A 20,895-nucleotide genomic window follows, 5' to 3' on the forward strand; every position below is an offset into this window, starting at 1 on the left:
ATATATGGCCAGCATTGCCGTTCCATCGTCGCAGCCCAAGGGTATCGCACCAGATCGTTTCGAGCGGTTTCTGGCGGTCGCCGCGATCATCCTGCTCGCCGTGGTGCTGACCGCGATCGGGCGGGGGCATGGGCAGTGGGGGCAGGTGCCGAACCTCGTCTGGTTCCATCTGCTGACGATCCTGGTTGCGCTGGCCCTGACGCCGGTGATGCTGTTGCGGCGGCGCGGCGATAGGCGGCATCGCTGGATGGGGTGGGTGTGGAGCGGTGCGCTATTCCTGACCGCGCTCGACAGTTTCCTACTGCACGGGCCGGGCAGCCGGTTCAGCATCATCCATATTCTGTCGATCTTCACCCTGATCCAGGTGCCGATCATCGTGCTGTCTGCGCGGCGCCATGACCTCAAGCGCCATCGTCGGTCGGTGCGCGGCATGGTGACGGGAGCGCTGCTGATCGCCGGCTTCTTCACTTTCCCGTTCGACCGGATGCTGGGCCACTGGCTGTTTGGCTGAATTTCCGTTTGAGAAAGCCGGTACCAGCCCGCGCCCCCGCCCAACCACCCGACAGGATGACACTGGATCGGGTTCTTGGGCGGCGGCTCGGGCTGGCACCGCACTGAAAAATCGTCCTTTCGCCATTTTTCAAACAGGCTCTAAGAGGCTGCCATGGACCTGACAGCTTTGATCGACGATATCGTGGCCGCCATGGCCAGGGAGACGGAGCGGGGCACCGTCGCCAGCTATATACCCGAATTGGCGAAGGTGGATGCCGGCCAGTTCGGGATCGCCATCGCCACCGCTGACGGGCGGCTGCTGACCGGCGGCGACGTTGACAGCGGCTTTTCGATCCAGTCCATTTCCAAGGTGTTCGCGCTGACGCTGGCGCTGGGCAAGGTGGGCGATCAGCTCTGGGACCGGGTCGGACGCGAGCCGTCCGGCAATGCCTTCAACTCCATCGTCCAGCTGGAGCAGGAACATGGCATCCCGCGCAATCCCTTCATCAATGCCGGGGCAATCGTGGTGGCCGACGTCAATCTGGGTGGGCATCAGCCGCGCGTGGCGATCGGCGAGATGCTGCGCTTCGTCCGCTATCTGGCCGGCGACGACGCGATCCGCATCAATGAGGAAGTCGCCGCGTCGGAAACGGCGACCGGCTATCGCAACATGGCGCTCGCCAAGTATATGCGCGCCTTCAACAATGTCCGCCATCCGGTCGATCTGGTGCTGGGCAGCTATTTCCATCAATGCGCGATCGAGATGAGCTGCCAGCAGTTGGCGCTGGCCGGGCGCTATCTTATGCTCGACGGGCGCCATCTCGAGGGTGGCCGGGTCGTGTCGCCCAGCCGGGCGCGGCGCATCAACGCGCTGATGCTGACCTGCGGCCATTATGATGCGTCGGGCGATTTCGCCTTTCGCGTCGGCATCCCCGGCAAGTCGGGCGTGGGCGGCGGCATATTGGCGATCGTGCCCGGCCGCGCGGCGATCGCGGTCTGGTCGCCCGGTCTCAATGCCAGCGGCAACAGTGCGCTGGGCACAAAAGCGCTGGAGATGCTGGCGCGGCGGACCGGCTGGTCGGTGTTCAGCCCGCCCGAAGTGCATCAGGGCTGACGCGATAGGTCAGGCGGTCATGGCACCTCGTCCTGGCGCAGGCGGCGCAGGCGGGGGGCGGACTGGAGCTGGGCGGCTTCCTTGATGCCGACGCGCAGATCCTCGCGGGCCTGATGGATCGAGGCGATCACCGGCCCCATGGCGACGCCCAGATCGACCAGCGCGGTTTCGGCCAGTTGCAGTGAGCTTTCGAGCGTTTCGGGCACGGCATCGCTGGCCCCGGCCTTGTAGAGCTGGGCGGCATGATCGGCGTCGCGGGCGCGGGCGATGATCGGCAGGTCCGGCACCCAGCCGCGCACCCGCTTGGTGACCCGCACCGAAAGGACCGGATCGTCCATCGTCAGGATAAGTGCGCGGGCATGGCCGAGGCGCAGGCGGTCGAGCATTTCCGCCCGCGCGACGTCGCCGAAGAGGATGGGATAGCCCAGGCGGCGGGCTTCGGCGACGACATCGGGATCGGATTCTACGACGATGAAGCGCTGGCCATGGGTCTTGAGCAGGTCGCAGACCATCTGGCCGACACGGCCGAAACCGATGACGACGGCCGCAGCCTCGGTCTGGTCCGGTTCGGTCTCGACCCGTTCCTCGCCAATGGCATTTTCCAGCCGCTGGGCGATGTCATGGCCAAAGCGGGCGAGCAAAGGCGTGATGGTGAGGCCGATGGCGGTGACGATCTGCCAGAAGGCGGCGGTGGAGGGGAGGATCAGCTTGGCGGCGGCCGCCGCCGACAGCACGATCAGCGTGGTTTCCGACGGGCTGGACATCAGCACGCCGACTTCCAGCGCGACGCCCTTGCGCACGCCCGAGAAATAGAGAAGCAGGCCGGTGACCACCGTCTTGGCGACGACGACGCCGAGCACCGCAAGCAACAGGCTGGGCCAGTTGGCGAGGATGACGCGCAAGTCCAGGCTCATGCCCACGGTGATGAGGAAGACGCCGAGCGCCAGCCCCTTGAACGGGGCGGTCATCACCTCGACCTCGCCATGATAGTCGGTTTCGGCGATCAGGATACCCGCGAGCAGGGCACCGACGATCGGCGAGAGGCCGGCGATGGAGGTGGCGAGACTGGAGAGGATGACGACCAGCAGGCTGGCGGCGAGAAAGACTTCCGGGCTTTTGGTGCGCGCCGCCTGGCGGAAGATATGGGGCAGGAAGATGCGGCCGAAAACCAGCATCACGGCGATGGTGATGCCGCCCTTCAAGAGGGTGGTGGCCAGTTCGTTCCAGGCCGCGTCCGGGCTGGTTGCGACCGAAGGGGCGAGGGCGCCGAGCATGAAGATGATCGGCACCAGCGCCAGATCCTCGAACAGCAGCATCGAGAAGGCGGAGCGGCCGACCGCGCTCTGGGTGCCGACCATCGGCAGCACCACGGCGGTGGAGGAAAGGGCAAGGGCGAGGCCGAGGCCGATCGCGCCGGCCGTGGGCTGGCCGAGCAGATAGAGGCCCATGGCGATCAGCGCGGCGCTGCCCAGCAATTCGGTCGCGCCGACGCCGAACACCTGCGCGCGCATGCTCCACAATCGCCGGAAGCTCAGTTCCAGCCCGATGGAGAAGAGCAATAATATGACGCCCAGTTCGGCAAATGGCTCAATCGCCGCCCGGTTGGAGATGGTGACATGATAGAGCCAGGGATATTGGTCGACCAGCGAGCCAAGTCCTGCCGGGCCGACGGCAAGTCCCACCAGGATGAAACCGATGACGGGACTGATGCGGAAGCGGGCAAAGCCGGGAATGACCAATCCCGCTGCCCCCAGGATGACGAGGGAGTCGCTGAAGCTCTGGGGATTGATTGCATCGGTCATAAGTCATCATTGCGGCTGACGCGGTGAATTGCCACCCTTTCGCCAAAAGAAATCCCATCAGGCATGTCGGAAACTGCGTCGCGCGGCGTGTGGCATTTGCGTTACCGGCCTGTAATTTTCCGGACATCCGGGGGCAAAATCCGCTGCGCTAGATAGGCGGCTGGATTGTAGATGGACGAACGATGATGGGAATGATGGCTGCGGCGCTGCACGATGCGCCGATCAGCGCCGCGGATATTCTGATCTGGGCGCGGGTCGAGCAGGCCTTGGCGGGCAAGAATGCCGCCCTCGCGGCGCTGGTCAATGCCCGTGCATGCGGTCGCAGCATGGCCTCCGCCGCCGATGTCGAGATTGCCTCCGAACTGGCGCGGATGGAAGATGCGCATCTGATAAGGCTGTGGCTGGGCGCCGACGATCCCGAACATCCGACCCGCCGGGAAATGCTGGCGCTCGATCGCCTGGCGCTGATCGACGCCGATTTCTGATCGTCGAGGAAAGCCGCCTGGTGCGGACGATGGGACTTGAACCCATATTCCCAGGGGGAGGCGGATTTTAAGTCCGCTGCGTCTACCGATTTCGCCACGTCCGCGCTGCGCCTTCCCCTGAAGGCTCAGGCGCGGCAGGTCAAGGGGCTGATCAGTCGGCGGCCTTGCCGTTCAGCCGTTCGCGCATTTCCTTGCCCGGCTTGAAATAGGGCACGCGCTTGGCCGAGACCGGCACCTGTTCGCCGGTGCGGGGATTGCGGCCGGTGCGCGCGTCGCGGGCGCGGGTGGTGAAGGCGCCGAAGCCGCGCAGTTCGACCCGGCCGCCGCCCGACAGGCGATCAACAATTTCCCGGAAGAAGAGGTCGACGATCTTCTCAACCTCTTGCAGGCTGAGGCCCGGATTTTCTTCGCCGAGTTTCTGGATCAGTTCAGAACGGATCATAGGTCCTCCAGCACCCCAAATTTCCCCTCACGACATTTATAAACAATTGGAAAGCTGTTGACAATCGGGGAGCAACGAAATCGTTTCGATCGGGCAAGGAAGTGACGAACGGGCATGAAAAAGCCCGCCGGAACCTGGGTTCCGGCGGGCTCTTCTTTGCCTGTTGGCAGGAAGGAAGGGATTAGCCTTCGTTCTTGGCCTTGAGCGCTTCGCCCAGGATGTCGCCCAGCGACGCGCCGCTGTCCGACGAGCCATACTGCGCAACAGCCTGCTTTTCTTCGGCGATCTGCATCGCCTTGACCGAGAAGGTCGGCTTCTTGGCGCGGTCGAAACCGGTCACCATGGCGTCGAACTTCTGACCGATCTGGAAGCGTTCCGAACGCTGTTCGTCGCGGTCGCGGCCCAGGTCGCTGCGCTTGATGAAGCCGGTGGCGCCATCTTCGCCAGCCTGGACTTCCAGGCCGCCGTCGCGAACTTCCAGAACGGTCACGGTGACGATCGCGTTCTTGTTCAGGCCAGCAGCAGCAGCGGTGGTGCCGCCAGCGGCCGGACCGCCACGCTCAAGCTGCTTCATGCCGAGGCTGATGCGCTCCTTCTCGACGTCGATGTCGAGAACGACGGCCTGAACCGTCTCGCCCTTGCGGTGCAGCGCCAGCGCGTCTTCGCCCGAAATGCCCCAGGCGATGTCCGACATGTGGACCATGCCGTCGACGTCGCCGTCCAGGCCGATGAACAGGCCGAATTCGGTCGCGTTCTTGACTTCGCCTTCGACGGTCGAGCCGATCGGGTGACGTTCTGCGAACGAATCCCACGGGTTCGACTGGGCCTGCTTGAGGCCGAGCGAGATGCGGCGCTTCTCGGGATCGACTTCGAGAACGATGACTTCCACTTCCTGGCTCGTCGAAACGATCTTGCCGGGGTGAACGTTCTTCTTGGTCCAGGACATTTCCGAAACGTGGACCAGGCCTTCGATGCCCGGCTCCAGCTCGACGAACGCACCATATTCGGTGATGTTCGTGACACGGCCCGACAGCTTCGCACCGACCGGGTACTTGGCGGCTGCGCCTTCCCACGGATCGCTTTCCAGCTGCTTCATGCCGAGGCTGATGCGCTGGGTTTCGCGGTTGATGCGGATGATCTGGACACGGACGGTGTCGCCGATGTTGATCATCTCGTTCGGGTGGTTGATGCGCTTGTACGACAGGTCGGTGACGTGCAGCAGGCCATCGATGCCGCCCAGGTCAACGAACGCACCATAGTCGGTGATGTTCTTGACGACGCCTTCGATGATCTGGCCTTCGGCCAGGGTCTGGATCAGGCCCGAGCGCTGTTCGGCGCGGGTTTCTTCCAGGATGGCGCGACGCGACACGACGATGTTGCCACGACGGCGATCCATCTTGAGGATCTGGAAGGGCTGCGGGATGTCCATGAGCGGGGTGACGTCGCGGACGGGGCGAATGTCGACCTGCGAGCCGGGCAGGAAGGCGACGGCGCCATCGAGGTCGACGGTGAAGCCACCCTTGACGCGGCCGAAGATGACGCCTTCGACGCGGGCGCTTTCGGTGAACTCGGCTTCGAGCTTGTCCCAGGCGGCTTCGCGGCGGGCGCGGTCGCGCGACAGCATGGCTTCGCCATGGGCGTTCTCGACGCGGTCGACATAGACTTCGACTTCGTCGCCGACCTTGAGGTCAGCCTTCTGGCCGGGAGCGGCGAATTCGCGCAGCGGCACGCGGCCTTCCGACTTCAGGCCGACGTCGATCAGCGCCATGTCGTTTTCGATGCCGGTAACGGTGCCCTTTACGACGCGGCCTTCAAAGCCGCCGTCTTCGCCACCGAGAGAATCATTGAGAAGCGCGGCGAAATCGTCGCGCGAGGGGAATGCCGTAGAGGCCATGGTTGGTCCTTCACTCATCATTGCTGGCCAATCGGTTGTGTCCGATGGTCTTTGGCCAAACCACGCAAACGGCCGAATACCGCCTGCGTATCCAAGGGGTTGGGCGTTGGAACGCCAAGCCTGGAAAAGCGAAAAGGGCGCCCGGAATTTCCGCGCGCCTTATCGGGTCACACGCCTACGGGCGACCTTCAAGCTGGGCGTCCACAAGCGCGATGGCCCGCTGGACGGCGGCGTCTATAGTCAAATTGCTGGTATCTAGCAAGTCGGCGCCGTCCGCCACCTTGAGCGGGGCATGATCGCGGCTCATGTCGCGGGTATCGCGCGCCTGGATGTCGGCGATCAGGCTGTCCATGTCGGGTTCGCCGCCATGGGCCTGGGCATCCTTGAAGCGGCGTTCGGCGCGGACATGGACGCTGGCGGTGACGAAGATCTTGGCATCGGCGTCCGGCGCGATGACCGTGCCGATGTCGCGTCCGTCAAGGATGGCGCCGCCCGGCTGGGTGGCGAAGTCGCGCTGGCGCTGGACCAGGGCGTCGCGCACGCTCTGATGCACCGACACGCGCGAGGCGAGGCTGCCAACCGCTTCGCTGCGCAGCGCCGGATCGGCCAGGATGGCGTCGTCAAAGCCGCAGGCGGCCAGCGCGTCGGCCTGATGATCCGGGTCGCCGCCCTTTTTCAGAACGGACAAGCCGACCGCGCGGTAGAGCAGGCCGGTGTCGAGCACCGGCAGGCCATAATGGTGCCCCAGCGCCTTGGCGATCGTGCCCTTGCCCGATGCGGCGGGGCCATCGACGGCGATGATCATGCGATCGCTCCCAGCGTCTGGAGCAGGGTGGTGAAGGTCGGGAAGCTGGTCGCGACCGGGCGCATGTCGTCGATGGTGACGCCATCGCGCGAGACCAGGCCGGCGACCGCGAAGCTCATGGCGATGCGGTGATCGAGCCTGGTGGCGATCGGGCCGCCGCCGGGCATGGGCTGGCCGCCGCTGCCCTCGATGATGATGCCGTCCTCCAGTTCCTCGACCGTGACGCCGATCGCACGCAAGCCGGTGGCCATGGTGGCGATGCGGTCCGATTCCTTGACGCGCAGTTCGTCGAGGCCGCGGAAGATGCTGCGGCCATGCGCAAAGGCTGCCGCGACGAAGGCGACGGGATATTCGTCGATCATGCTGGGCGCGCGGGCGGGATCGGGCTCGACACCGTTCAGGGCAGAGGCGGTGACGACCAGGTCGCCGACCGGCTCGCCGCCGACTTCGCGGGCATTGATGATCTCGATCGATCCGCCCATTTCGCGCAGCAGGTCGATCAGGCCGGCGCGGGTGGCATTGAGGCCGACATTGGCGATCGTCACCTGCGATCCCGGCACCAGCAGCGCCGCGACCATCGGGAAGGCGGCCGACGAGGGGTCGCCGGGCACGACGATATTCTGCGGCTTGAGTTCGGCCTCGCCCTTGAGCGTGATGATGCGGGTGCCGTCGGCCTGGACCTCGACCTCAAGGTCGGCGCCGAAGCCCTTGAGCATGCGTTCGCTATGGTCGCGGGTCGGGATCGGCTCGACCACGCGGGTGATGCCGGGGGTGTTGAGGCCGGCGAGCAGGATCGCCGACTTCACCTGGGCCGAGGCGACCGGCAGGGTGTAGTCGAGCGGCACGGCCGGGCAGGCGCCGGTCATGGTCAGCGGCAGGCGATCGCCGGGGCTGGTGGTGAAGCTGGCGCCGACGCGGGAGAGCGGTTCGGTGACGCGCGCCATCGGGCGCTTGCTGAGGGACGCGTCGCCCACGAAGGTGGCGGTGATGCCATGGCTGGCGACCAGGCCCATCAGCAGGCGGGTCGAGGTGCCGCTATTGCCCATGTCGAGCGCTTCCTGCGGCTGGAGCAGGCCGCCGACGCCGACGCCATGAATATGCCAGATGCCGTCATCGTTACGGCGGATGTCGGCGCCCATGGCGCGCATCGCGGCCGCGGTGGCCAGCACATCCTCGCCCTCCAGCAGGCCTTCGACCCGGCTTTCGCCCACGGCCAGGGCGGACAGCATCAGCGAACGGTGAGAAATGCTCTTGTCGCCCGGAACCGCGACGCTGCCGGACAGGGCAGGGGCGGCGGTGAAGGTCATCGGGCTGGGTTGGTCATTATGGCTGGTCACGGGGTATCCATCATCTTGGAACCGAAAAAATGCGCCCGGCTTTTGACAGCGCGGTTTCGCTATGGCAAGGCGCCCGACGTTTCGTGGCCGACTTCCGTCGTGCCGCGTGATTTCTGTTTGAGCATCGAAGAAGGAACAGGCCGGACATGGTGAAGGCTGAATGGGGCACGAAGCGGACCTGCCCGAAATGCGCGACTCGCTTCTACGACCTGGGCAAGGATGACCCGGTGACCTGCATCAACTGCGGCGCCGCCTGGGAGCCCGAACCGGTGCTGAAGTCGAAGCAGCCGCTGCCCTATGAAGAGGCCGCGCCCAAGAAGGTTGTCGAGACCGCTGATGGCGAGCTGGAGACGGCGGACGATGATCTGGACATCGATCTGGACGTCGATGACGACGGCGATTCGCCGGACAATGACGTCGATCTGGGCGGCGACGACGATCTGGGCGTCGATGCCGGCAATGATGACGGCGACGACGACAATTAAGTGAAAATTCTGCTTGCCAACAGGATCACCTGATCCTAGAGGCAGCGACCTCCGAGGCGCCGGACCCAACGGCGCCTCAAGATGGTACGGGGCCTTAGCTCAGCTGGGAGAGCGCCTGCATGGCATGCAGGAGGTCAGCGGTTCGATCCCGCTAGGCTCCACCAATTTTCGGAATACGAAAATGTCCGAGTGACATTTTCCCGAAAAATTCCCGAGCGCAAGCGCGGGAGGACATACGACCGACGGCTTGTGCCGGACATGGTCTGATCCATCGGGACGCGGTTTGCGCCGTATCAGGATGGGGCCTTAGCTCAGCTGGGAGAGCGCCTGCATGGCATGCAGGAGGTCAGCGGTTCGATCCCGCTAGGCTCCACCATTTTCTTCACATAGCATCGTGCAAGCGCATCCCATGGGATTGCGTTGATTGCCTTCGGGTTCGGGCTGGCTGCGGCGTCGGTTGGCGGTAAATTTCACTACGCTCGCAACGATGATGTCGAGCTTTGACGGGTTGCGACCATTTGCAGAAGGTCAGCCACGTGGTCATAAAGCCGTGATGCAGAAATACAGCCGTTATGTGACCTTGGTGTTGATCGCGCTGCTCCTTGCCGCTGGGTTGATAATAGCAAGGCTCTATCCACTGGCGAACGCTACTACCATCCAGCCGGGCGATGAGCCTCTCGTGAGCAACGCTATGCACGACGCGCAAAAGCTATTCCGCTCGGAAGCCATCAATAAGGCTTCCAGATTGGCCGTGGTCATCCGGATGTCTGATCGAACATGCGTTGAGTTACGTCCATATTCGAAGCTTCCCGCTGGCACCTACTTGGCTTGCTACGACAATCGCGATGGTCACTTGATCGAGGAAAAGGCAACGGGCGGTTATTGAACGTCCGAAAGCGACGAAAAATTGCGAAAACCGGACCGTCGCATAACCACCCCTCTTTGGTCATTCCTGCTTTTGCGAATGAGGACAGGGCGGGCGCCGTTCAGGCCAGCGTGACGAAGCTGTCCATCACCCGCTTGCGGCCGGCGGTTTCGAAGTCGATTTCCAGCTTGTTGCCCTCGATCGCGGCGATCGTGCCATAGCCGAATTTCTGGTGGAAGACGCGCTGGCCGACAGACACATCGTCGCGGCCCTTGTTGCCGAGCGATACGGCGGAGGTGCGGGCTTCGACGATTCGCACCGGCTCGCGGCTGAACTGACCGCTGGTCTGGGCGCGTTGCCAGCCCGGCCCCCGCGACGAGCCGCGCGCGACATTGGCGAAGGGATCGTCCCGTTCCGACCAATTGGCGCGCCAGAGCGAGGCGCCGCCGGACATGCTGCTTTCCTCATCCACATGTTCGGGCGGCAATTCGCCGACGAAGCGGGAGGGGATGCTACTGGTCCACTGGCCATAGATGCGGCGATTGGCGGCATGAAGGATGGTGCAGCGCTTGCGCGCGCGGGTGATCGCCACATAGGCGAGGCGCCGTTCCTCCTCCAGGCTGTTGAGCCCGCCTTCGTCGAGAGCCCGCTGCGAGGGGAAGATGCCTTCCTCCCAGCCGGCGAGGAAGACATTGTCGAACTCCAGGCCCTTGGCGGCGTGGATGGTCATGATGGTGAGCTTCTGCTCATCCTGCTGCGCTTCATTGTCCATGACCAGGCTGACATGTTCGAGGAAGGCGCCCAGCGTCTCATATTCCTCCATCGCGCGGGTGAGTTCGCTCAGGTTTTCGAGCCGGCCGGCGCTTTCGGTGGTGCGTTCGGCCTGGAGCGTGGCGGTATAGCCGCTCTCGTCCAGTATCTGGCGCGCCAGTTCGGCATGGGGCAGTTGCGCGGCGCGATCGCGCCAGCGGGCGAGGTCACCGATGAAGGCGCCGAGCGAACGGCGCGCCTGCGGCGTCAGTTCGTCGGTGTCGAGGATGCGTGCAGCAGCAAGGGCGAGGGGAATGCCCTCCGCGCGCGCCAGCCGGTGCAGCTTCTCGACCGCCTTGTCGCCCAAACCGCGCTTGGGGACGTTGACGATCCGCTCGAAGGCCAGGTCGTCGGCCGGCTGGTTGACGAGGCGGAGATAGGCGAGTGCGTCGCGGATTTCGGCGCGCTCATAGAAGCGGAAGCCGCCGACGATGCGATAGGGCAGGCCGATCTGGATGAAACGGTCTTCGAATTCGCGGGTCTGGTGCTGGGCGCGGACGAGGATCGCCACCTCGTCCAGCGAGCAGCCGGCGCGGGCGATCGCCTCGATCTCGTCGCCGACGCGGCGGGCTTCCTCCGGCCCGTCCCACACGCCGAGCACGCGCACCTTTTCGCCAACGTCGATGTCGGTCCACAGCGTCTTGCCCAGGCGATTGCCATTTTCGGCGATCACCCCGGATGCGGCGCCCAGGATATGCGGGGTGGAGCGGTAATTCTGTTCCAGGCGGACGATGATTGCGCCAGGAAAATCCTTTTCGAACCGAAGGATATTGGCGACTTCTGCCCCACGCCATGAATAGATGGACTGGTCGTCGTCGCCGACGCAGCAGATATTCTTTCGGGTCTGGGCGAGCAGGCGGAGCCAGAGATACTGGCTGCTATTGGTGTCCTGATATTCGTCCACCATGATATATTTGAAGCGCTGCTGATATTGCTCCAGAACGTCGCGGTGACGCTTCAAGATGGTGAGAGAGTGTAGCAGCAAGTCACCGAAATCACAGGCATTCACTTCACGCAGGCGAGCCTGATAGGCGGCATAGAGCTTCTGCCCCTTGCCATGGGCATAGCCCTCCGCCTCGCCGGCGCCGACCTCCTCCGGGGCGAGGCCCTTGTTCTTCCACTGGTCGATCAGGCCGGCAAGCTGGCGCGCGGGCCAGCGCTTCTCGTCAATCCCCTCCGCCTGGATCAGCTGCTTCATCAGGCGCAACTGGTCATCGGTGTCGAGGATGGTGAAATTGGACTGGAGGCCCACCAGTTCGGCATGGCGGCGCAGCATTTTGGCGGCGATCGCGTGGAAGGTGCCGAGCCAGGGCATGCCCTCGACCGCCGGGCCGATCATCCGGCCGACGCGCTCGCGCATTTCCCGTGCCGCCTTGTTGGTGAAGGTCACGGCCAGGATTTCCGAGGGCCAGGCGCGCTGGGTCGCGACCAGATGGGCGAGGCGGGCGGTGAGCGCCGCGGTCTTTCCCGTGCCCGCGCCGGCCAGCACCAGTACCGGCCCCTCTGTGGTCAGCACAGCCTGACGCTGCGGTTCGTTGAGGCCCTTCAGATAGGGCGGGTCGTTCGGAGAGGGGGCAGGCACGGTCATGGGCGATCAACTAGGGATGGGCGGTTGCGGGGGCAAGGGCGGATGGCCTTGCAGCGGGACGCAATCTATGAGAACAAAAAGAGAATCACGCAAGATGCGAATGGAGCAAGATGATGGTGACGGGGCGGTGCCAGTGCGGGGCGATCCATTATGCGGCGGAGGGAGAGCCGGTTTACAGCGCGCTCTGCCATTGCAGCGATTGCCGGATGAGCGCGGGCGCGCCGATGGTCGGCTGGGCGCTGTTCCCGCATGACAAGGTGACGATAGAGGGCGATCCGATCACCTATCAGTCGTCGGACAATGCGACCCGTCATTTCTGCGGCACCTGCGGCACCGGGCTGTTCTACACCAACCCGACGGTGTTTCCGGGCATGATCGACATTCAGAGTGCAACGCTGGACGATCAGACGGTCTTTCCGCCGGCGGTGCATGTCCAATATACCGAGGCGGCGCCCTGGATGGCGGCGGCGCATGACCTGCCCCGGTTCGATCGATACCCGTCGGACTGAGTGCGACCGACGTCAGCGGCGGCACGGTTCGTCGCTGACGCGGAACAGGGACGCGGGGCGACCGGTTTCTCCCTTGCTCGGGGCAAGGAGAAGAAGGATCAACCCGATGAAGATCATCATGATCGCCGGCTTTGCCGCCCTGTCGATGGCGGCGCTGCCCGGTCAGGCCGGGGCGCAGGCGATGTCACCGCCGGCCCAGAAGCAGGATCCCAATGCCGCCCAGCCTACTGGCGCGGTGCCGGCCGAGACGGGCATGGTGCCGGCGCCTGCGGACGTGCCGCGCGATCCGGCCGCGCCGGTGGGCACGGCGGCCAATCCTGTGACGGTGGGCGGCAACATGACGCCGCCGCCGACCGAGGCAAAGGTCTATCCGGTGTGCGGCAAGGGCGTGCAGGACGGTTGCGTCAATCCGGGCGAGGCGAAGAAGAGGATGCGCAGGCCGGGCTGAGATCCGGATTGGAATCGGCGGCGGCAGGGCTGGGCAGGGCGGCGATGAGCGCTGCGAGACCCGTTCGGTCGCGCGCCGCGTCGGCCAGGCTATAGCCGTCCAGCACCGTCAGGAAAGCACCGACCGCTTGGGCCAATATGCCCGACAGGCCGCAGGCCGGGCGGATCGCGCAGGACGCGCAATCGGCCATTGCCATGTCCGGCTCGCTATGGCGCACGACCGCGCCGATGCGGATATCGACAGGATCGGCGGCGAGGGTAAAGCCGCCGCCGCGACCGCGCTGGGTGCGGATGAAGCCACCCTGGCCCAGGCCATGCACCACCTTCATCAGATGATTGCGCGACAGGCCATAGGCGTCGGCAATTTCCGGGATCGTCGCCCGTCCGCCAGGCACGGCGGCGAGGTGGATCAGCACGCGCAGCGCATAATCGGTGTGGCGGGTCAATTGCATCGCGCCCTCCTATCCTGCGGGCAGAACGTCATAAACATATATTCAATTTACATCTTAAAAGATGCATATTAAATGAACCTTATCGAGTCCCCGATAAGGAGCCTGTCATGCGCGAAAATCTGTCCCCTGAAACCATCGCCATCGTGAAAGCGACCGGCCCGGCGCTGCGCCGTCATGGCGTCGAGATCACCACCCGCATGTATGCACGGCTGTTCGAGGACGCGTCGATCAAGGACATGTTCGATCAAGCGGCGCAGGCCAGCGGCGAGCAGCCGCGCCGGCTGGCGGCGGCGATCCTGGGCTTTGCGGAGAATGTCGACAAGTTGCAGGCGCTGGACGGCGCGATCGCGCGCATGGTGCAGCGCCATGTCGATACGGGCGTGCAGCCGGACCATTATCCCAAGGTGGCGGCCGCGCTGTTGCCGGCGATCCGCGAGGTGCTGGGCGAAGAAGTGGCGACCGATGAAGTGCTGGCCGCCTGGGCGGAAGCTTATACTTTCCTGGCCAATATCCTGATCGGCAAGGAACAGGCGGCCTACGCGGAGGCCGCCTGATATTCCGCCTGATCGTTACGCGGCGGGCGCGTTGTCCTCTGCGCGGAGCAGGGTGAGGCGCGCCTTGCCGACGTCGCGCACGGCGTCGACGGTGAAGCCCTTGACCGCGACGTCCTCGCGCCGGTCGGTTTCGATGCTGATCCAGGTGGCCGGGCTGGTCCAGCCCAGGCGCGCCAGCTTGTCGAGTGCGACCTGGCCCGCGCCGGTGTCATAGGGCGGGTCCATGAAGATGAGGTCGAGCGGCGTCTTCGTCGGGCCGAGCGAGAGCACGCTGGTCTGGCGGATGTCGGGGCGCAGGCCGAGCTTGTCGCCATTGGCGCGGATCGCGTCGATCGCCGCCTTGTCCTGCTCGACGAACAGGCAAGAGCCGGCGCCGCGCGACAGGGCTTCAAAGCCCAGCGCGCCCGAGCCGGCGAAGAAATCGCCCACGGCCAGCCCCTCGAACGATCCCAAGCGGCTCGCCAGCATCGAAAAGAGCGTTTCGCGGGTGCGGTCGCCGGTGGGACGGGTGGCGTCGCCCTTGGGCGCGACCAGCGGACGGCCGCGCCATTGACCCGAGATGATCCTCATTTCTGTGCTTTCTTCAGGCTGCTGCGGAAGGCGACCAGGTCATGCTGGCGCACTTCCTCGACCGCGCCGCCGGCCAGTTCACCCAGCTCGAACGGGCCGTAGCTGGTGCGGATCAGGCGATTGACCTTGAGCTCGAAATGTTCGAGCACGCGGCGCACTTCGCGGTTCTTGCCCTCGGTCAGGGTCATTTCGATCCACTGGTTGCGGCCGGTGCGTCGTTCCAGATTGGCCTCGATCGGACCATATTGGATGCCGTCAATCTCGATGCCGTCGAACAGATCCTCCAACTGCTGTTGGCTGACCTCGCCAAAGGCGCGGGCGCGATAGGTGCGCGGCACGCCGGTCGAGGGCAATTCCATCTCGCGCTTGAACTCGCCGTCGGTGGTGAGCAGCAACAGCCCCTCGGTATTCATGTCGAGCCGGCCGATCGGCATCAGCCGCGGCAGGTCGTCGGGCAGGATGTCGTAGATGGTCGGGCGACCGGCGGGATCGCGCTCGGTGGTGAGGAAGCCGGTCGGCTTGTGGAACAGGAACAGGCGTGCGGGGGCGGGCGCGGCGACCGGATCGCCGTCGACGGTCACGCCATGGAGCGAGGTCAGCAGCGTCGCGGGGGTGTCGATCGTGACGCCGTCCCTGGCGATACGGCCTTCCTCGATCATCCGCTCGATCTCGCGGCGCGAGGCGATGCCGGCGCGGGCGAGCAGCTTGGCGATGCGCTGGGGTTCGCCCTTGCCGCTGGTTTCCGCGGCGGCACGGGCCGGGTGCGGGTTGGCGACATGGGGGGCAGCCGGCTTCTTGCTGCCGGGGCGGCGCGGCGGATAGGATGTGCCGCCCATACGACCTTCAGTGCGGCCTTCGGGGCGCGGGCGAGCCGGGCGGTCACCGAAAGCGGGGCGGGCGGCGCGCTCGCCAAAGGGCGCGCGGGCGGGACGATCTCCAGTGGCGCGCTCGGGGCGCTTGCCTTCGGCCGGGCGACCGCTGCGGGCGGGGCGTTCGGCGCGATCCGGCTGGGCGGCGCGCTCGGGGCGGCCACGGGCCGGGCGTTCGCTGCGTTCACCGCGCGCTTCGCCGAAGCGGCCACGGCCTTCGCCGGCGGCGTTGCGATCGGGACGCGCGCCACGGGCCGGGCGGTCGCCACGGCCTTCTTCGCGATTTCCGGCAAAACGACCGCCCCGGCCTTCACCCGAAGCGCTGCGATCAGGGCGGGCGCCGCGACCTTCGCCACGTTCGCTGCGGCCTTCGCCAAAGCGATTGCCACGGGCCTCGCCGGGGCCATTGCGATCGAGACGCGGACCGCGCGCGGGGCGCTCGCCACGCCGGGCGGAGCGGTCCAACCGGCCTTCGCTCCGGCTGTCAAAACGACCTTCGTTGCGACCGTCGGATCGGCCCGTGCCGCGGTCGGCGCCGCCACGCGATCCGGGGCCGGAGGGACGCTTGGGACCGCCCGGACCTGACCGGCGCGGCGGACCAGATTTTTTTGGCGGTTCCACTTGATGCATTCCTTTTCGTGACGGGTGGCCATCCCCATATCAGGGCGGCATGTGCAATATGATGAACGGTGCCATAGCGCCGTCCATGTGAACGGCAAAGCCCCGGCCGGGCGCAACCCGGCGCCGGGGCGCGGCGTTGGTCGGTTGCATGGCGGAAACGGGGCAGGACAGCAAATGTTTTTCGGGCGAATCAGAGGGGACGACACCGCCAGGGACGGGGCGAGAGACGGGGCAGGTGCGCCGCGCAACGCCATCCGCAGCGTGCTGGTGGTGGAGGATGAACCGCTCGTTGCCTTCGACCATGAGCATATCCTGTCCCAGGCAGGCTATCGCATCGCTGCCACCGTCGACAGCCATACCCATGCTGCCCGCGTAATCGATGCCGGATCGGTCGATCTGGTCGTCACCGACATCAATCTGCGCGGTGGGCGTTGCGGCATAGAGGTCGCGCGCCATGCCCATGCGCGCCAATTGCCGGTGCTGTTCGTCACCGGTGCATGTCCCGCCGATGCGCGATCGCTGGCGGTCGGCTGTCTCGCCAAGCCCTTCGCCCCGCGCGACCTGCTGGCGGCGATCGCGGTGGTGGATGCGGTGCTGGCCGGTCGCGCGCCACCACGCAAGCCGCGTGGCATGAAGCTGTTCGCCGAGATCGCCTGACGCCGGGCTGATCCGGGGCAGGCAAGCGGCCGTGCCGCTTGCCTCTGCTGCATTTGCTCATATGGTGGCGCCCGTAATGAACGGGCGCGGGGAATATGTGTGACAGATATCGCCGAGGGTAAACGGAACTGGCGGGATGTCATGCGTCCCTATTTTGGGAAAATGCCGTTCGTGGCCTTGTTGATCGGCATATCGAGCGGGTTTCCGCTTATGCTGCTGCTTGGCACGATGGGCTATTGGCTATCCAAAGTGGGTATCCAGAAGTCTACGATCGGTTTCGCTATCGGCCTGACGACACCCTATACGCTCAAATGGCTCTGGGCGCCGTTGGTCGATAAGCTCCCGCTTCCGATCCTCACGCGGCTTTTCGGTCAGCGGCGGGCCTGGCTGTTTTTCATTCAGTTGCTGCTGTTCGGCGCAATCTGGATGCTGGGGGCCAGCGATCCTGCCAATCATCTTGGCTATTTCGCCTTTTGCGCGATCCTGGTTTCCTTCCTGGGCGCGACACAGGATATCGTGATCGATGCCTATCGTATCGAGATATTGAGCGATGAAGAGATGCCTTATGGCACGGCGACCAACCAGTTCGGCTATCGGCTTGGCGCCTTCTTCTCCGGGGTCGGGACGATCTTCCTCTATTCACCGCAAACAGGACTCGGCCTTGGCTGGCCGCTTGCATATGGCCTGACCGCCTTGCTGGTGCTGCCCGGCGCGCTGGGCGCGCTCTGGGCGGGGCCGGGCACTTATGTTGATCGCCATGGGGAAATGGCCGGGAAGCGATTTGGCGCATGGCTAAAGGAAACGGTGCTCAATCCCTTCATCGAGTTTTTAGGGCGCAAGGGATCGGTCCTGATCCTGCTGTTCGTGCTGCTCTATAAAATAGGCGATGCGATGGGGCAGGGCATGCTCAACCCGATGATCGTCGATCTTGGGTTCACCGATGCTGAGTTTATCGCGATCAACAAGGTCGTCGGTTTCTGGGGCCTGATCGTCGGCACGGCCTTGGCTGCGCCTTTCATCGCATGGCTCGGCATGGGGCGCGCCCTGTTCATATCGGGGTTGATGATGATGCTCAGCAATTTGACGTTCGTCATCGTTGCGATGCACGGTCATTCGAATTTGTGGCTGACCATAGCGGTGGCGACAGAGCAGGTGACGAGCGGTATCGGTTTGACGGTGTTCGTCACCTATCTGTCCGGCCTTTCCAGCCTTGCCTACACCGCAACCCAATTCGCATTATTGTCATCGTTCGCTGCTGTAGGTCGCACTTGGCTGGCTGCGCCGGCAGGGATCATCGCTGAGAATGTGGGATGGGTCGGATTCTGGCTGACGACGGTCGTCGCGGCATTGCCCGGCATGCTGTTGCTCTGGCTGATCTGGCATAAGGGCTTTGTCGTGGACAGCGTTCGTCAGCCCAGCACGACGGACGACTGAGGTGACGAATAGGTCGAACAATCAGGACTTTTGCATCGCATGATCTTCCTCGTCGCGTCCATCTGTATCCAGATCATCTGTGCGGTCGATGTCGTGCGCAGCGGCCGCAACCAGATTTGGATGCTGTTCATCTTCCTCTTCTCGCTGGCAGGCTGCTTTGCCTATCTGATGCTGGAGGTGCTGCCGGCCTATTGGGGCAATCGCCATCTGCGCACCGCGCGCAGCCAGGTGGTCGGCAAGGTCGATCCCGAACGCGGCCTGCGCAAGGCACGGGCTGATCTGGACCTGGCGGAGACCGCCGCCAACCGGATCGCGCTGGGCGATGCGCTGCGGGATCTGGGCCGCTTTGCCGAGGCGGAGGCGGCCTATCGCAAGGGGCTGGCGCTGGGACCGGGGCAGGATGCGACGACGCAGGTCAAGCTGGCGCAGACCCTGTTCGAACTGGGGCGCAGCCGCGAGGGGCTGGCGCAGCTGGACGATGTGCCCGATGTCGGCCGGGGCAGCGAATGGGATCGGCGCGCGCTGCTGCGGGCGCGGATGCTGTCCGATATCGGGGAGGATGCGCAGGCGCGCCTGCTGTTCGAGGATGTGATGAGCCGCTATGCCGGCGAGGAGGCGCGCTGCCATTATGCCGCCTTCCTGCTGGAGCAGGGTGACCGGCTGCGCGCGCGGCAGATATTGGAGGAGGTCGAGCAGCGGGCCAGGCGGCTCGACCGCACCCAGCGCGCCGCCCAGGCCGATATGTATCGCTGGGCCGGCGAGCAGTTGGCGGAGTTGCGCAAGGCGGCGGCTTAATTTGCCGCGTAAAGGTCCAGCGGCCGGCCAAGGTCGCTATGCGCCTGCGCCACCGCCTGCAGGCAGGTGAGCGCGCCCAGCGCATCGTCATTGCCCAGCAGCCCCGAGACATTGTCGAAGGCGGTATGCGGATCGCGCAGCGCATCGCCCACCGCCTGCATGATCGCCGCCTCGTCCGCCGTCATCCGCGCGCAGCAACAGGGCGCGACCAATATCTTGCGGCTGGCGGCGCGCGCCAGTTCCAGCATCATCGCGCGCATCAGTACCAGGGGCCGGCGATAGCTTTTGCCGAAGGCGCCCAGCATCGCATTGGCGGCATGGGCATCATTGACCCCGGCCGTCGCCATGCGGCGCATGACGAACAGGAACAGCCGATTGCCATAGCCGCCCGGAATGGGCCGGGGCAGTTCGACGGGGTAGCTTTCTCCATATGCCATGCGGGTGCGCCTTTGTGTGACTCGGGGACACACAAGCTACGCTATTGCGAGGCATTCGCAAGTCTAAATCAGTCGGGCAATTGTCCGTTCAACCGCAAAATCTCTCCGGCCATATAGAGCGAGCCGGCGATCAGGATGATCGGTGCCCCATCCTGGGCCTGCGCGGCATCCTGCGCGATGGCGGCGATCGCCGCCTGCGGGTCGTCATGGGCGGTGCAGCCTATGCCCCAGCGGGCGGCGACGGCGGCGAAGCGTTCGGGCGGGTGATGGTCATGTCCCGGCACCGGCAGCGCATGGATATGAGCGATGCGGCCGCCGAACGGCGCGAGATAGGCGTCCATATCCTTGTTCGCGAGCATGCCGATGACGAGCTGGATCTGGCGGCTGTGCAGCCGGTCCGCGGTGAAGAAGGCGCTGATCGCCTGGCCGGCGGCTTCATTATGGCCACCGTCAAGCCAAGCTTCCGCCGCTTCGGGCAGGGCGGCGAGCAGCGGGCCGTGCTCCAGCCGTTGCAGCCGGGCAGGCCAGTGCGCCCAGAGCGGCGCGGCCTTCAGGGCCGCCTCGCTGACCGGCACGGCCTGTTGATGGCGCAGCATGGCGATGGCGAGGGCGACATTCTGGACCTGATGCGCGCCGGGCAGGCGCGGCATCGGCACGTCGACATGGCCCTGTTCGTCACGATAATGGACCCGGTCGCGATAGACGGCGGCGTCCCAGGCGGTGCCCATGGTGAGCCATTGGGTTCCGGCGCGATCCGCGGCATCCTGCATCACCGGGGCGAGGGCGGCGTCATAACGCTGCGTCACCAGCGGCGCGCCGGACTTGGCGATGCCGGCCTTTTCCGCGGCGATGACCGGCAGCGTGTCACCCAGGAAGGCCTGATGATCGATGCCGAGCTGGGCGATGCCGCAGACGACCGGATCGACGATGACGTTGGTGGCGTCGAGCCGCCCGCCAAGGCCGACCTCGATGATGCAGGCATCGGCATCATGTTCGGCAAAGGCGAGGAAGGCGGCGGCGGTCGTCACCTCGAAGAAGCTGGCGCCGATCCCTTCGGCCACATCGAGCACGCGGGCGAGATAGGCAGCGAGCATGGCATCGTCGATCAGCTTGCCGGCGATGCGGATGCGCTCGTTGAAGCGCACCAGATGGGGCGAGGTGAAGACATGGACGGTCTTGCCGTCCGCCTCCAGCGCGGCGCGCAGGAAGGCGCAGGTCGACCCCTTGCCGTTGGTGCCGGCGACATGGAAGACCGGCGGCAGGCGAAGGTGGGGATCATCCAGCCGCGCCAGCAACTGGGTGATCCGTTCCAGTCCCAATATGTCGGCGCCGGGGGACAGCGACCAGAGCCGGTCAAGCTGGGCCTGGACCTGCGGGTCGTCCGAAACGGCATGGTCGGCCATGGCGCGCTGATCCCCCTATCGCGCTGTG

The 20,895-nt window shown here is 65.2% G+C and carries 22 protein-coding genes and 3 tRNA genes; 13 read left to right on the forward strand and 12 right to left on the reverse strand.

Annotated features, from left to right (window positions below):
- Positions 1 to 4 precede the first annotated feature (4 nt).
- Both N6H05_RS13010 and N6H05_RS13015 read left to right on the forward strand, forming a co-directional pair.
- Positions 5 to 511, forward strand: a complete 507-nt coding sequence (locus tag N6H05_RS13010) for a DUF2306 domain-containing protein (protein WP_284109905.1) — start codon at positions 5 to 7, stop codon at positions 509 to 511.
- A 153-nt stretch (positions 512 to 664) separates the two neighbouring features.
- Positions 665 to 1,606: a glutaminase gene (locus tag N6H05_RS13015; protein ID WP_284109906.1), complete on the forward strand. Its 942-nt coding sequence runs from the start codon at positions 665 to 667 to the stop codon at positions 1,604 to 1,606.
- A 17-nt stretch (positions 1,607 to 1,623) separates the two neighbouring features.
- Here N6H05_RS13015 and N6H05_RS13020 read toward each other — a convergent pair whose 3' ends face one another.
- Entirely contained in the window at positions 1,624 to 3,408 is a 1,785-nt protein-coding gene (locus N6H05_RS13020) for a cation:proton antiporter domain-containing protein (protein ID WP_284109907.1), read from the reverse strand.
- A 182-nt stretch (positions 3,409 to 3,590) separates the two neighbouring features.
- On the opposite strand from N6H05_RS13020, the gene N6H05_RS13025 reads away from it, so the two are divergent.
- On the forward strand, positions 3,591 to 3,893 hold the full coding sequence (locus tag N6H05_RS13025; RefSeq protein WP_284109908.1) for a hypothetical protein: 303 nt from the start codon (positions 3,591 to 3,593) through the stop codon (positions 3,891 to 3,893).
- Positions 3,894 to 3,911: 18 nt separating this feature from the next.
- On the opposite strand, the gene N6H05_RS13030 is transcribed toward N6H05_RS13025, so the two are convergent.
- The 5 genes from N6H05_RS13030 to aroA form a co-directional block, all read right to left on the reverse strand.
- Positions 3,912 to 3,997, reverse strand: a tRNA-Leu gene (locus N6H05_RS13030).
- 47 nt (positions 3,998 to 4,044) lie between these two features.
- Positions 4,045 to 4,335 (reverse strand): integration host factor subunit beta, encoded by a 291-nt coding sequence (locus tag N6H05_RS13035; RefSeq protein WP_284109909.1) that lies wholly within the window; start codon positions 4,333 to 4,335, stop codon positions 4,045 to 4,047.
- Between the two features lie 181 nt (positions 4,336 to 4,516).
- On the reverse strand, positions 4,517 to 6,229 hold the full coding sequence (rpsA, locus tag N6H05_RS13040; RefSeq protein WP_284109910.1) for a 30S ribosomal protein S1: 1,713 nt from the start codon (positions 6,227 to 6,229) through the stop codon (positions 4,517 to 4,519).
- 175 nt (positions 6,230 to 6,404) lie between these two features.
- On the reverse strand, positions 6,405 to 7,034 hold the full coding sequence (locus N6H05_RS13045) for a (d)CMP kinase (RefSeq protein WP_284109911.1): 630 nt from the start codon (positions 7,032 to 7,034) through the stop codon (positions 6,405 to 6,407).
- Positions 7,031 to 8,341 (reverse strand): 3-phosphoshikimate 1-carboxyvinyltransferase, encoded by a 1,311-nt coding sequence (gene aroA, locus N6H05_RS13050; RefSeq protein WP_502958974.1) that lies wholly within the window; start codon positions 8,339 to 8,341, stop codon positions 7,031 to 7,033. The genes N6H05_RS13045 and aroA overlap by 4 nt, the downstream gene beginning before the upstream one ends.
- Positions 8,342 to 8,517: 176 nt before the next feature.
- Between aroA and N6H05_RS13055 the strand changes: the two genes are divergently transcribed.
- From N6H05_RS13055 to N6H05_RS13070, 4 genes are all read left to right on the forward strand, one after another.
- Complete coding sequence (locus N6H05_RS13055) at positions 8,518 to 8,856, forward strand: TIGR02300 family protein (protein ID WP_004207671.1); 339 nt, start codon at positions 8,518 to 8,520, stop codon at positions 8,854 to 8,856.
- 88 nt (positions 8,857 to 8,944) lie between these two features.
- Positions 8,945 to 9,020 (forward strand) — tRNA-Ala (locus N6H05_RS13060).
- A gap of 136 nt (positions 9,021 to 9,156) precedes the next feature.
- A tRNA-Ala gene (locus N6H05_RS13065) sits at positions 9,157 to 9,232 on the forward strand.
- Between the two features lie 111 nt (positions 9,233 to 9,343).
- Positions 9,344 to 9,742: a hypothetical protein gene (locus tag N6H05_RS13070; protein WP_284109913.1), complete on the forward strand. Its 399-nt coding sequence runs from the start codon at positions 9,344 to 9,346 to the stop codon at positions 9,740 to 9,742.
- A gap of 100 nt (positions 9,743 to 9,842) precedes the next feature.
- Here the strand turns inward: N6H05_RS13070 and N6H05_RS13075 are convergent, their stop codons facing one another.
- Positions 9,843 to 12,119: an ATP-dependent helicase gene (locus N6H05_RS13075; RefSeq protein WP_284109914.1), complete on the reverse strand. Its 2,277-nt coding sequence runs from the start codon at positions 12,117 to 12,119 to the stop codon at positions 9,843 to 9,845.
- A 113-nt stretch (positions 12,120 to 12,232) separates the two neighbouring features.
- Here N6H05_RS13075 and N6H05_RS13080 point away from each other — a divergent pair, with 113 nt between their 5' ends.
- Complete coding sequence (locus N6H05_RS13080) at positions 12,233 to 12,628, forward strand: GFA family protein (protein WP_284114229.1); 396 nt, start codon at positions 12,233 to 12,235, stop codon at positions 12,626 to 12,628.
- Between the two features lie 106 nt (positions 12,629 to 12,734).
- Positions 12,735 to 13,076, forward strand: coding sequence for a hypothetical protein (locus N6H05_RS13085; protein WP_284109915.1), 342 nt, complete (start codon positions 12,735 to 12,737; stop codon positions 13,074 to 13,076).
- On the opposite strand, the gene N6H05_RS13090 is transcribed toward N6H05_RS13085, so the two are convergent.
- Positions 13,033 to 13,527 (reverse strand): Rrf2 family transcriptional regulator, encoded by a 495-nt coding sequence (locus N6H05_RS13090; protein WP_284109916.1) that lies wholly within the window; start codon positions 13,525 to 13,527, stop codon positions 13,033 to 13,035. The genes N6H05_RS13085 and N6H05_RS13090 overlap by 44 nt on opposite strands.
- A 107-nt stretch (positions 13,528 to 13,634) precedes the next feature.
- Between N6H05_RS13090 and N6H05_RS13095 the strand changes: the two genes are divergently transcribed.
- Positions 13,635 to 14,081: a globin domain-containing protein gene (locus tag N6H05_RS13095; RefSeq protein ID WP_125989278.1), complete on the forward strand. Its 447-nt coding sequence runs from the start codon at positions 13,635 to 13,637 to the stop codon at positions 14,079 to 14,081.
- A 15-nt stretch (positions 14,082 to 14,096) separates the two neighbouring features.
- On the opposite strand, the gene rsmD is transcribed toward N6H05_RS13095, so the two are convergent.
- Positions 14,097 to 14,651: a 16S rRNA (guanine(966)-N(2))-methyltransferase RsmD gene (gene rsmD, locus N6H05_RS13100; protein ID WP_284109917.1), complete on the reverse strand. Its 555-nt coding sequence runs from the start codon at positions 14,649 to 14,651 to the stop codon at positions 14,097 to 14,099.
- Positions 14,648 to 16,141, reverse strand: a complete 1,494-nt coding sequence (locus N6H05_RS13105) for a pseudouridine synthase (RefSeq protein WP_284109918.1) — start codon at positions 16,139 to 16,141, stop codon at positions 14,648 to 14,650. Before N6H05_RS13105 ends, rsmD begins: the two co-directional genes overlap by 4 nt.
- Positions 16,142 to 16,315: 174 nt before the next feature.
- Here N6H05_RS13105 and N6H05_RS13110 point away from each other — a divergent pair, with 174 nt between their 5' ends.
- The 3 genes from N6H05_RS13110 to N6H05_RS13120 all read left to right on the forward strand — a co-directional run bounded on the left by N6H05_RS13110 (position 16,316) and on the right by N6H05_RS13120 (position 19,027).
- Positions 16,316 to 16,798, forward strand: a complete 483-nt coding sequence (locus N6H05_RS13110; protein ID WP_026109123.1) for a response regulator — start codon at positions 16,316 to 16,318, stop codon at positions 16,796 to 16,798.
- Between the two features lie 141 nt (positions 16,799 to 16,939).
- Positions 16,940 to 18,232, forward strand: coding sequence for an AmpG family muropeptide MFS transporter (locus N6H05_RS13115; RefSeq protein ID WP_284109919.1), 1,293 nt, complete (start codon positions 16,940 to 16,942; stop codon positions 18,230 to 18,232).
- Positions 18,233 to 18,271: 39 nt separating this feature from the next.
- The gene (locus tag N6H05_RS13120) at positions 18,272 to 19,027 is read left to right on the forward strand and encodes a tetratricopeptide repeat protein (protein WP_284109920.1); all 756 of its coding nucleotides are present in this window, start codon (positions 18,272 to 18,274) and stop codon (positions 19,025 to 19,027) included.
- On the opposite strand, the gene N6H05_RS13125 is transcribed toward N6H05_RS13120, so the two are convergent.
- Both N6H05_RS13125 and N6H05_RS13130 read right to left on the reverse strand, forming a co-directional pair.
- The gene (locus N6H05_RS13125) at positions 19,024 to 19,464 is read right to left on the reverse strand and encodes a DUF6628 family protein (RefSeq protein ID WP_004207660.1); all 441 of its coding nucleotides are present in this window, start codon (positions 19,462 to 19,464) and stop codon (positions 19,024 to 19,026) included. The two genes, N6H05_RS13120 and N6H05_RS13125, sit on opposite strands and share 4 nt — an antisense overlap.
- A gap of 68 nt (positions 19,465 to 19,532) precedes the next feature.
- A complete protein-coding gene (locus N6H05_RS13130; RefSeq protein WP_284109921.1) occupies positions 19,533 to 20,867 on the reverse strand; it encodes a bifunctional folylpolyglutamate synthase/dihydrofolate synthase in 1,335 nt (444 codons plus the stop codon).
- Positions 20,868 to 20,895 lie beyond the last annotated feature (28 nt).

The sequence above is a fragment of the Sphingobium sp. WTD-1 genome, assembly GCF_030128825.1.
Classification (GTDB): Bacteria; Pseudomonadota; Alphaproteobacteria; order Sphingomonadales; family Sphingomonadaceae; genus Sphingobium.

Coding starts and splice junctions, on each gene's coding strand:
- N6H05_RS13120 (WP_284109920.1), top strand. CDS start 18,272: ATGATCTTCCTCGTCGCGTCCATCTGTATCCAGATCATCTGTGCGGTC.
- N6H05_RS13035 (WP_284109909.1), bottom strand. CDS start 4,335: ATGATCCGTTCTGAACTGATCCAGAAACTCGGCGAAGAAAATCCGGGC.
- N6H05_RS13025 (WP_284109908.1), top strand. CDS start 3,591: ATGATGGGAATGATGGCTGCGGCGCTGCACGATGCGCCGATCAGCGCC.
- N6H05_RS13045 (WP_284109911.1), bottom strand. CDS start 7,034: ATGATCATCGCCGTCGATGGCCCCGCCGCATCGGGCAAGGGCACGATC.
- N6H05_RS13085 (WP_284109915.1), top strand. CDS start 12,735: ATGAAGATCATCATGATCGCCGGCTTTGCCGCCCTGTCGATGGCGGCG.
- N6H05_RS13080 (WP_284114229.1), top strand. CDS start 12,233: ATGGTGACGGGGCGGTGCCAGTGCGGGGCGATCCATTATGCGGCGGAG.
- aroA (WP_502958974.1), bottom strand. CDS start 8,341: ATGACCTTCACCGCCGCCCCTGCCCTGTCCGGCAGCGTCGCGGTTCCG.
- N6H05_RS13015 (WP_284109906.1), top strand. CDS start 665: ATGGACCTGACAGCTTTGATCGACGATATCGTGGCCGCCATGGCCAGG.
- N6H05_RS13020 (WP_284109907.1), bottom strand. CDS start 3,408: ATGACCGATGCAATCAATCCCCAGAGCTTCAGCGACTCCCTCGTCATC.
- N6H05_RS13055 (WP_004207671.1), top strand. CDS start 8,518: ATGGTGAAGGCTGAATGGGGCACGAAGCGGACCTGCCCGAAATGCGCG.
- N6H05_RS13070 (WP_284109913.1), top strand. CDS start 9,344: ATGATGTCGAGCTTTGACGGGTTGCGACCATTTGCAGAAGGTCAGCCA.
- N6H05_RS13095 (WP_125989278.1), top strand. CDS start 13,635: ATGCGCGAAAATCTGTCCCCTGAAACCATCGCCATCGTGAAAGCGACC.
- N6H05_RS13115 (WP_284109919.1), top strand. CDS start 16,940: ATGCGTCCCTATTTTGGGAAAATGCCGTTCGTGGCCTTGTTGATCGGC.
- N6H05_RS13130 (WP_284109921.1), bottom strand. CDS start 20,867: ATGGCCGACCATGCCGTTTCGGACGACCCGCAGGTCCAGGCCCAGCTT.
- rsmD (WP_284109917.1), bottom strand. CDS start 14,651: ATGAGGATCATCTCGGGTCAATGGCGCGGCCGTCCGCTGGTCGCGCCC.
- N6H05_RS13075 (WP_284109914.1), bottom strand. CDS start 12,119: ATGACCGTGCCTGCCCCCTCTCCGAACGACCCGCCCTATCTGAAGGGC.
- N6H05_RS13010 (WP_284109905.1), top strand. CDS start 5: ATGGCCAGCATTGCCGTTCCATCGTCGCAGCCCAAGGGTATCGCACCA.
- rpsA (WP_284109910.1), bottom strand. CDS start 6,229: ATGGCCTCTACGGCATTCCCCTCGCGCGACGATTTCGCCGCGCTTCTC.
- N6H05_RS13110 (WP_026109123.1), top strand. CDS start 16,316: ATGTTTTTCGGGCGAATCAGAGGGGACGACACCGCCAGGGACGGGGCG.
- N6H05_RS13125 (WP_004207660.1), bottom strand. CDS start 19,464: ATGGCATATGGAGAAAGCTACCCCGTCGAACTGCCCCGGCCCATTCCG.
- N6H05_RS13090 (WP_284109916.1), bottom strand. CDS start 13,527: ATGCAATTGACCCGCCACACCGATTATGCGCTGCGCGTGCTGATCCAC.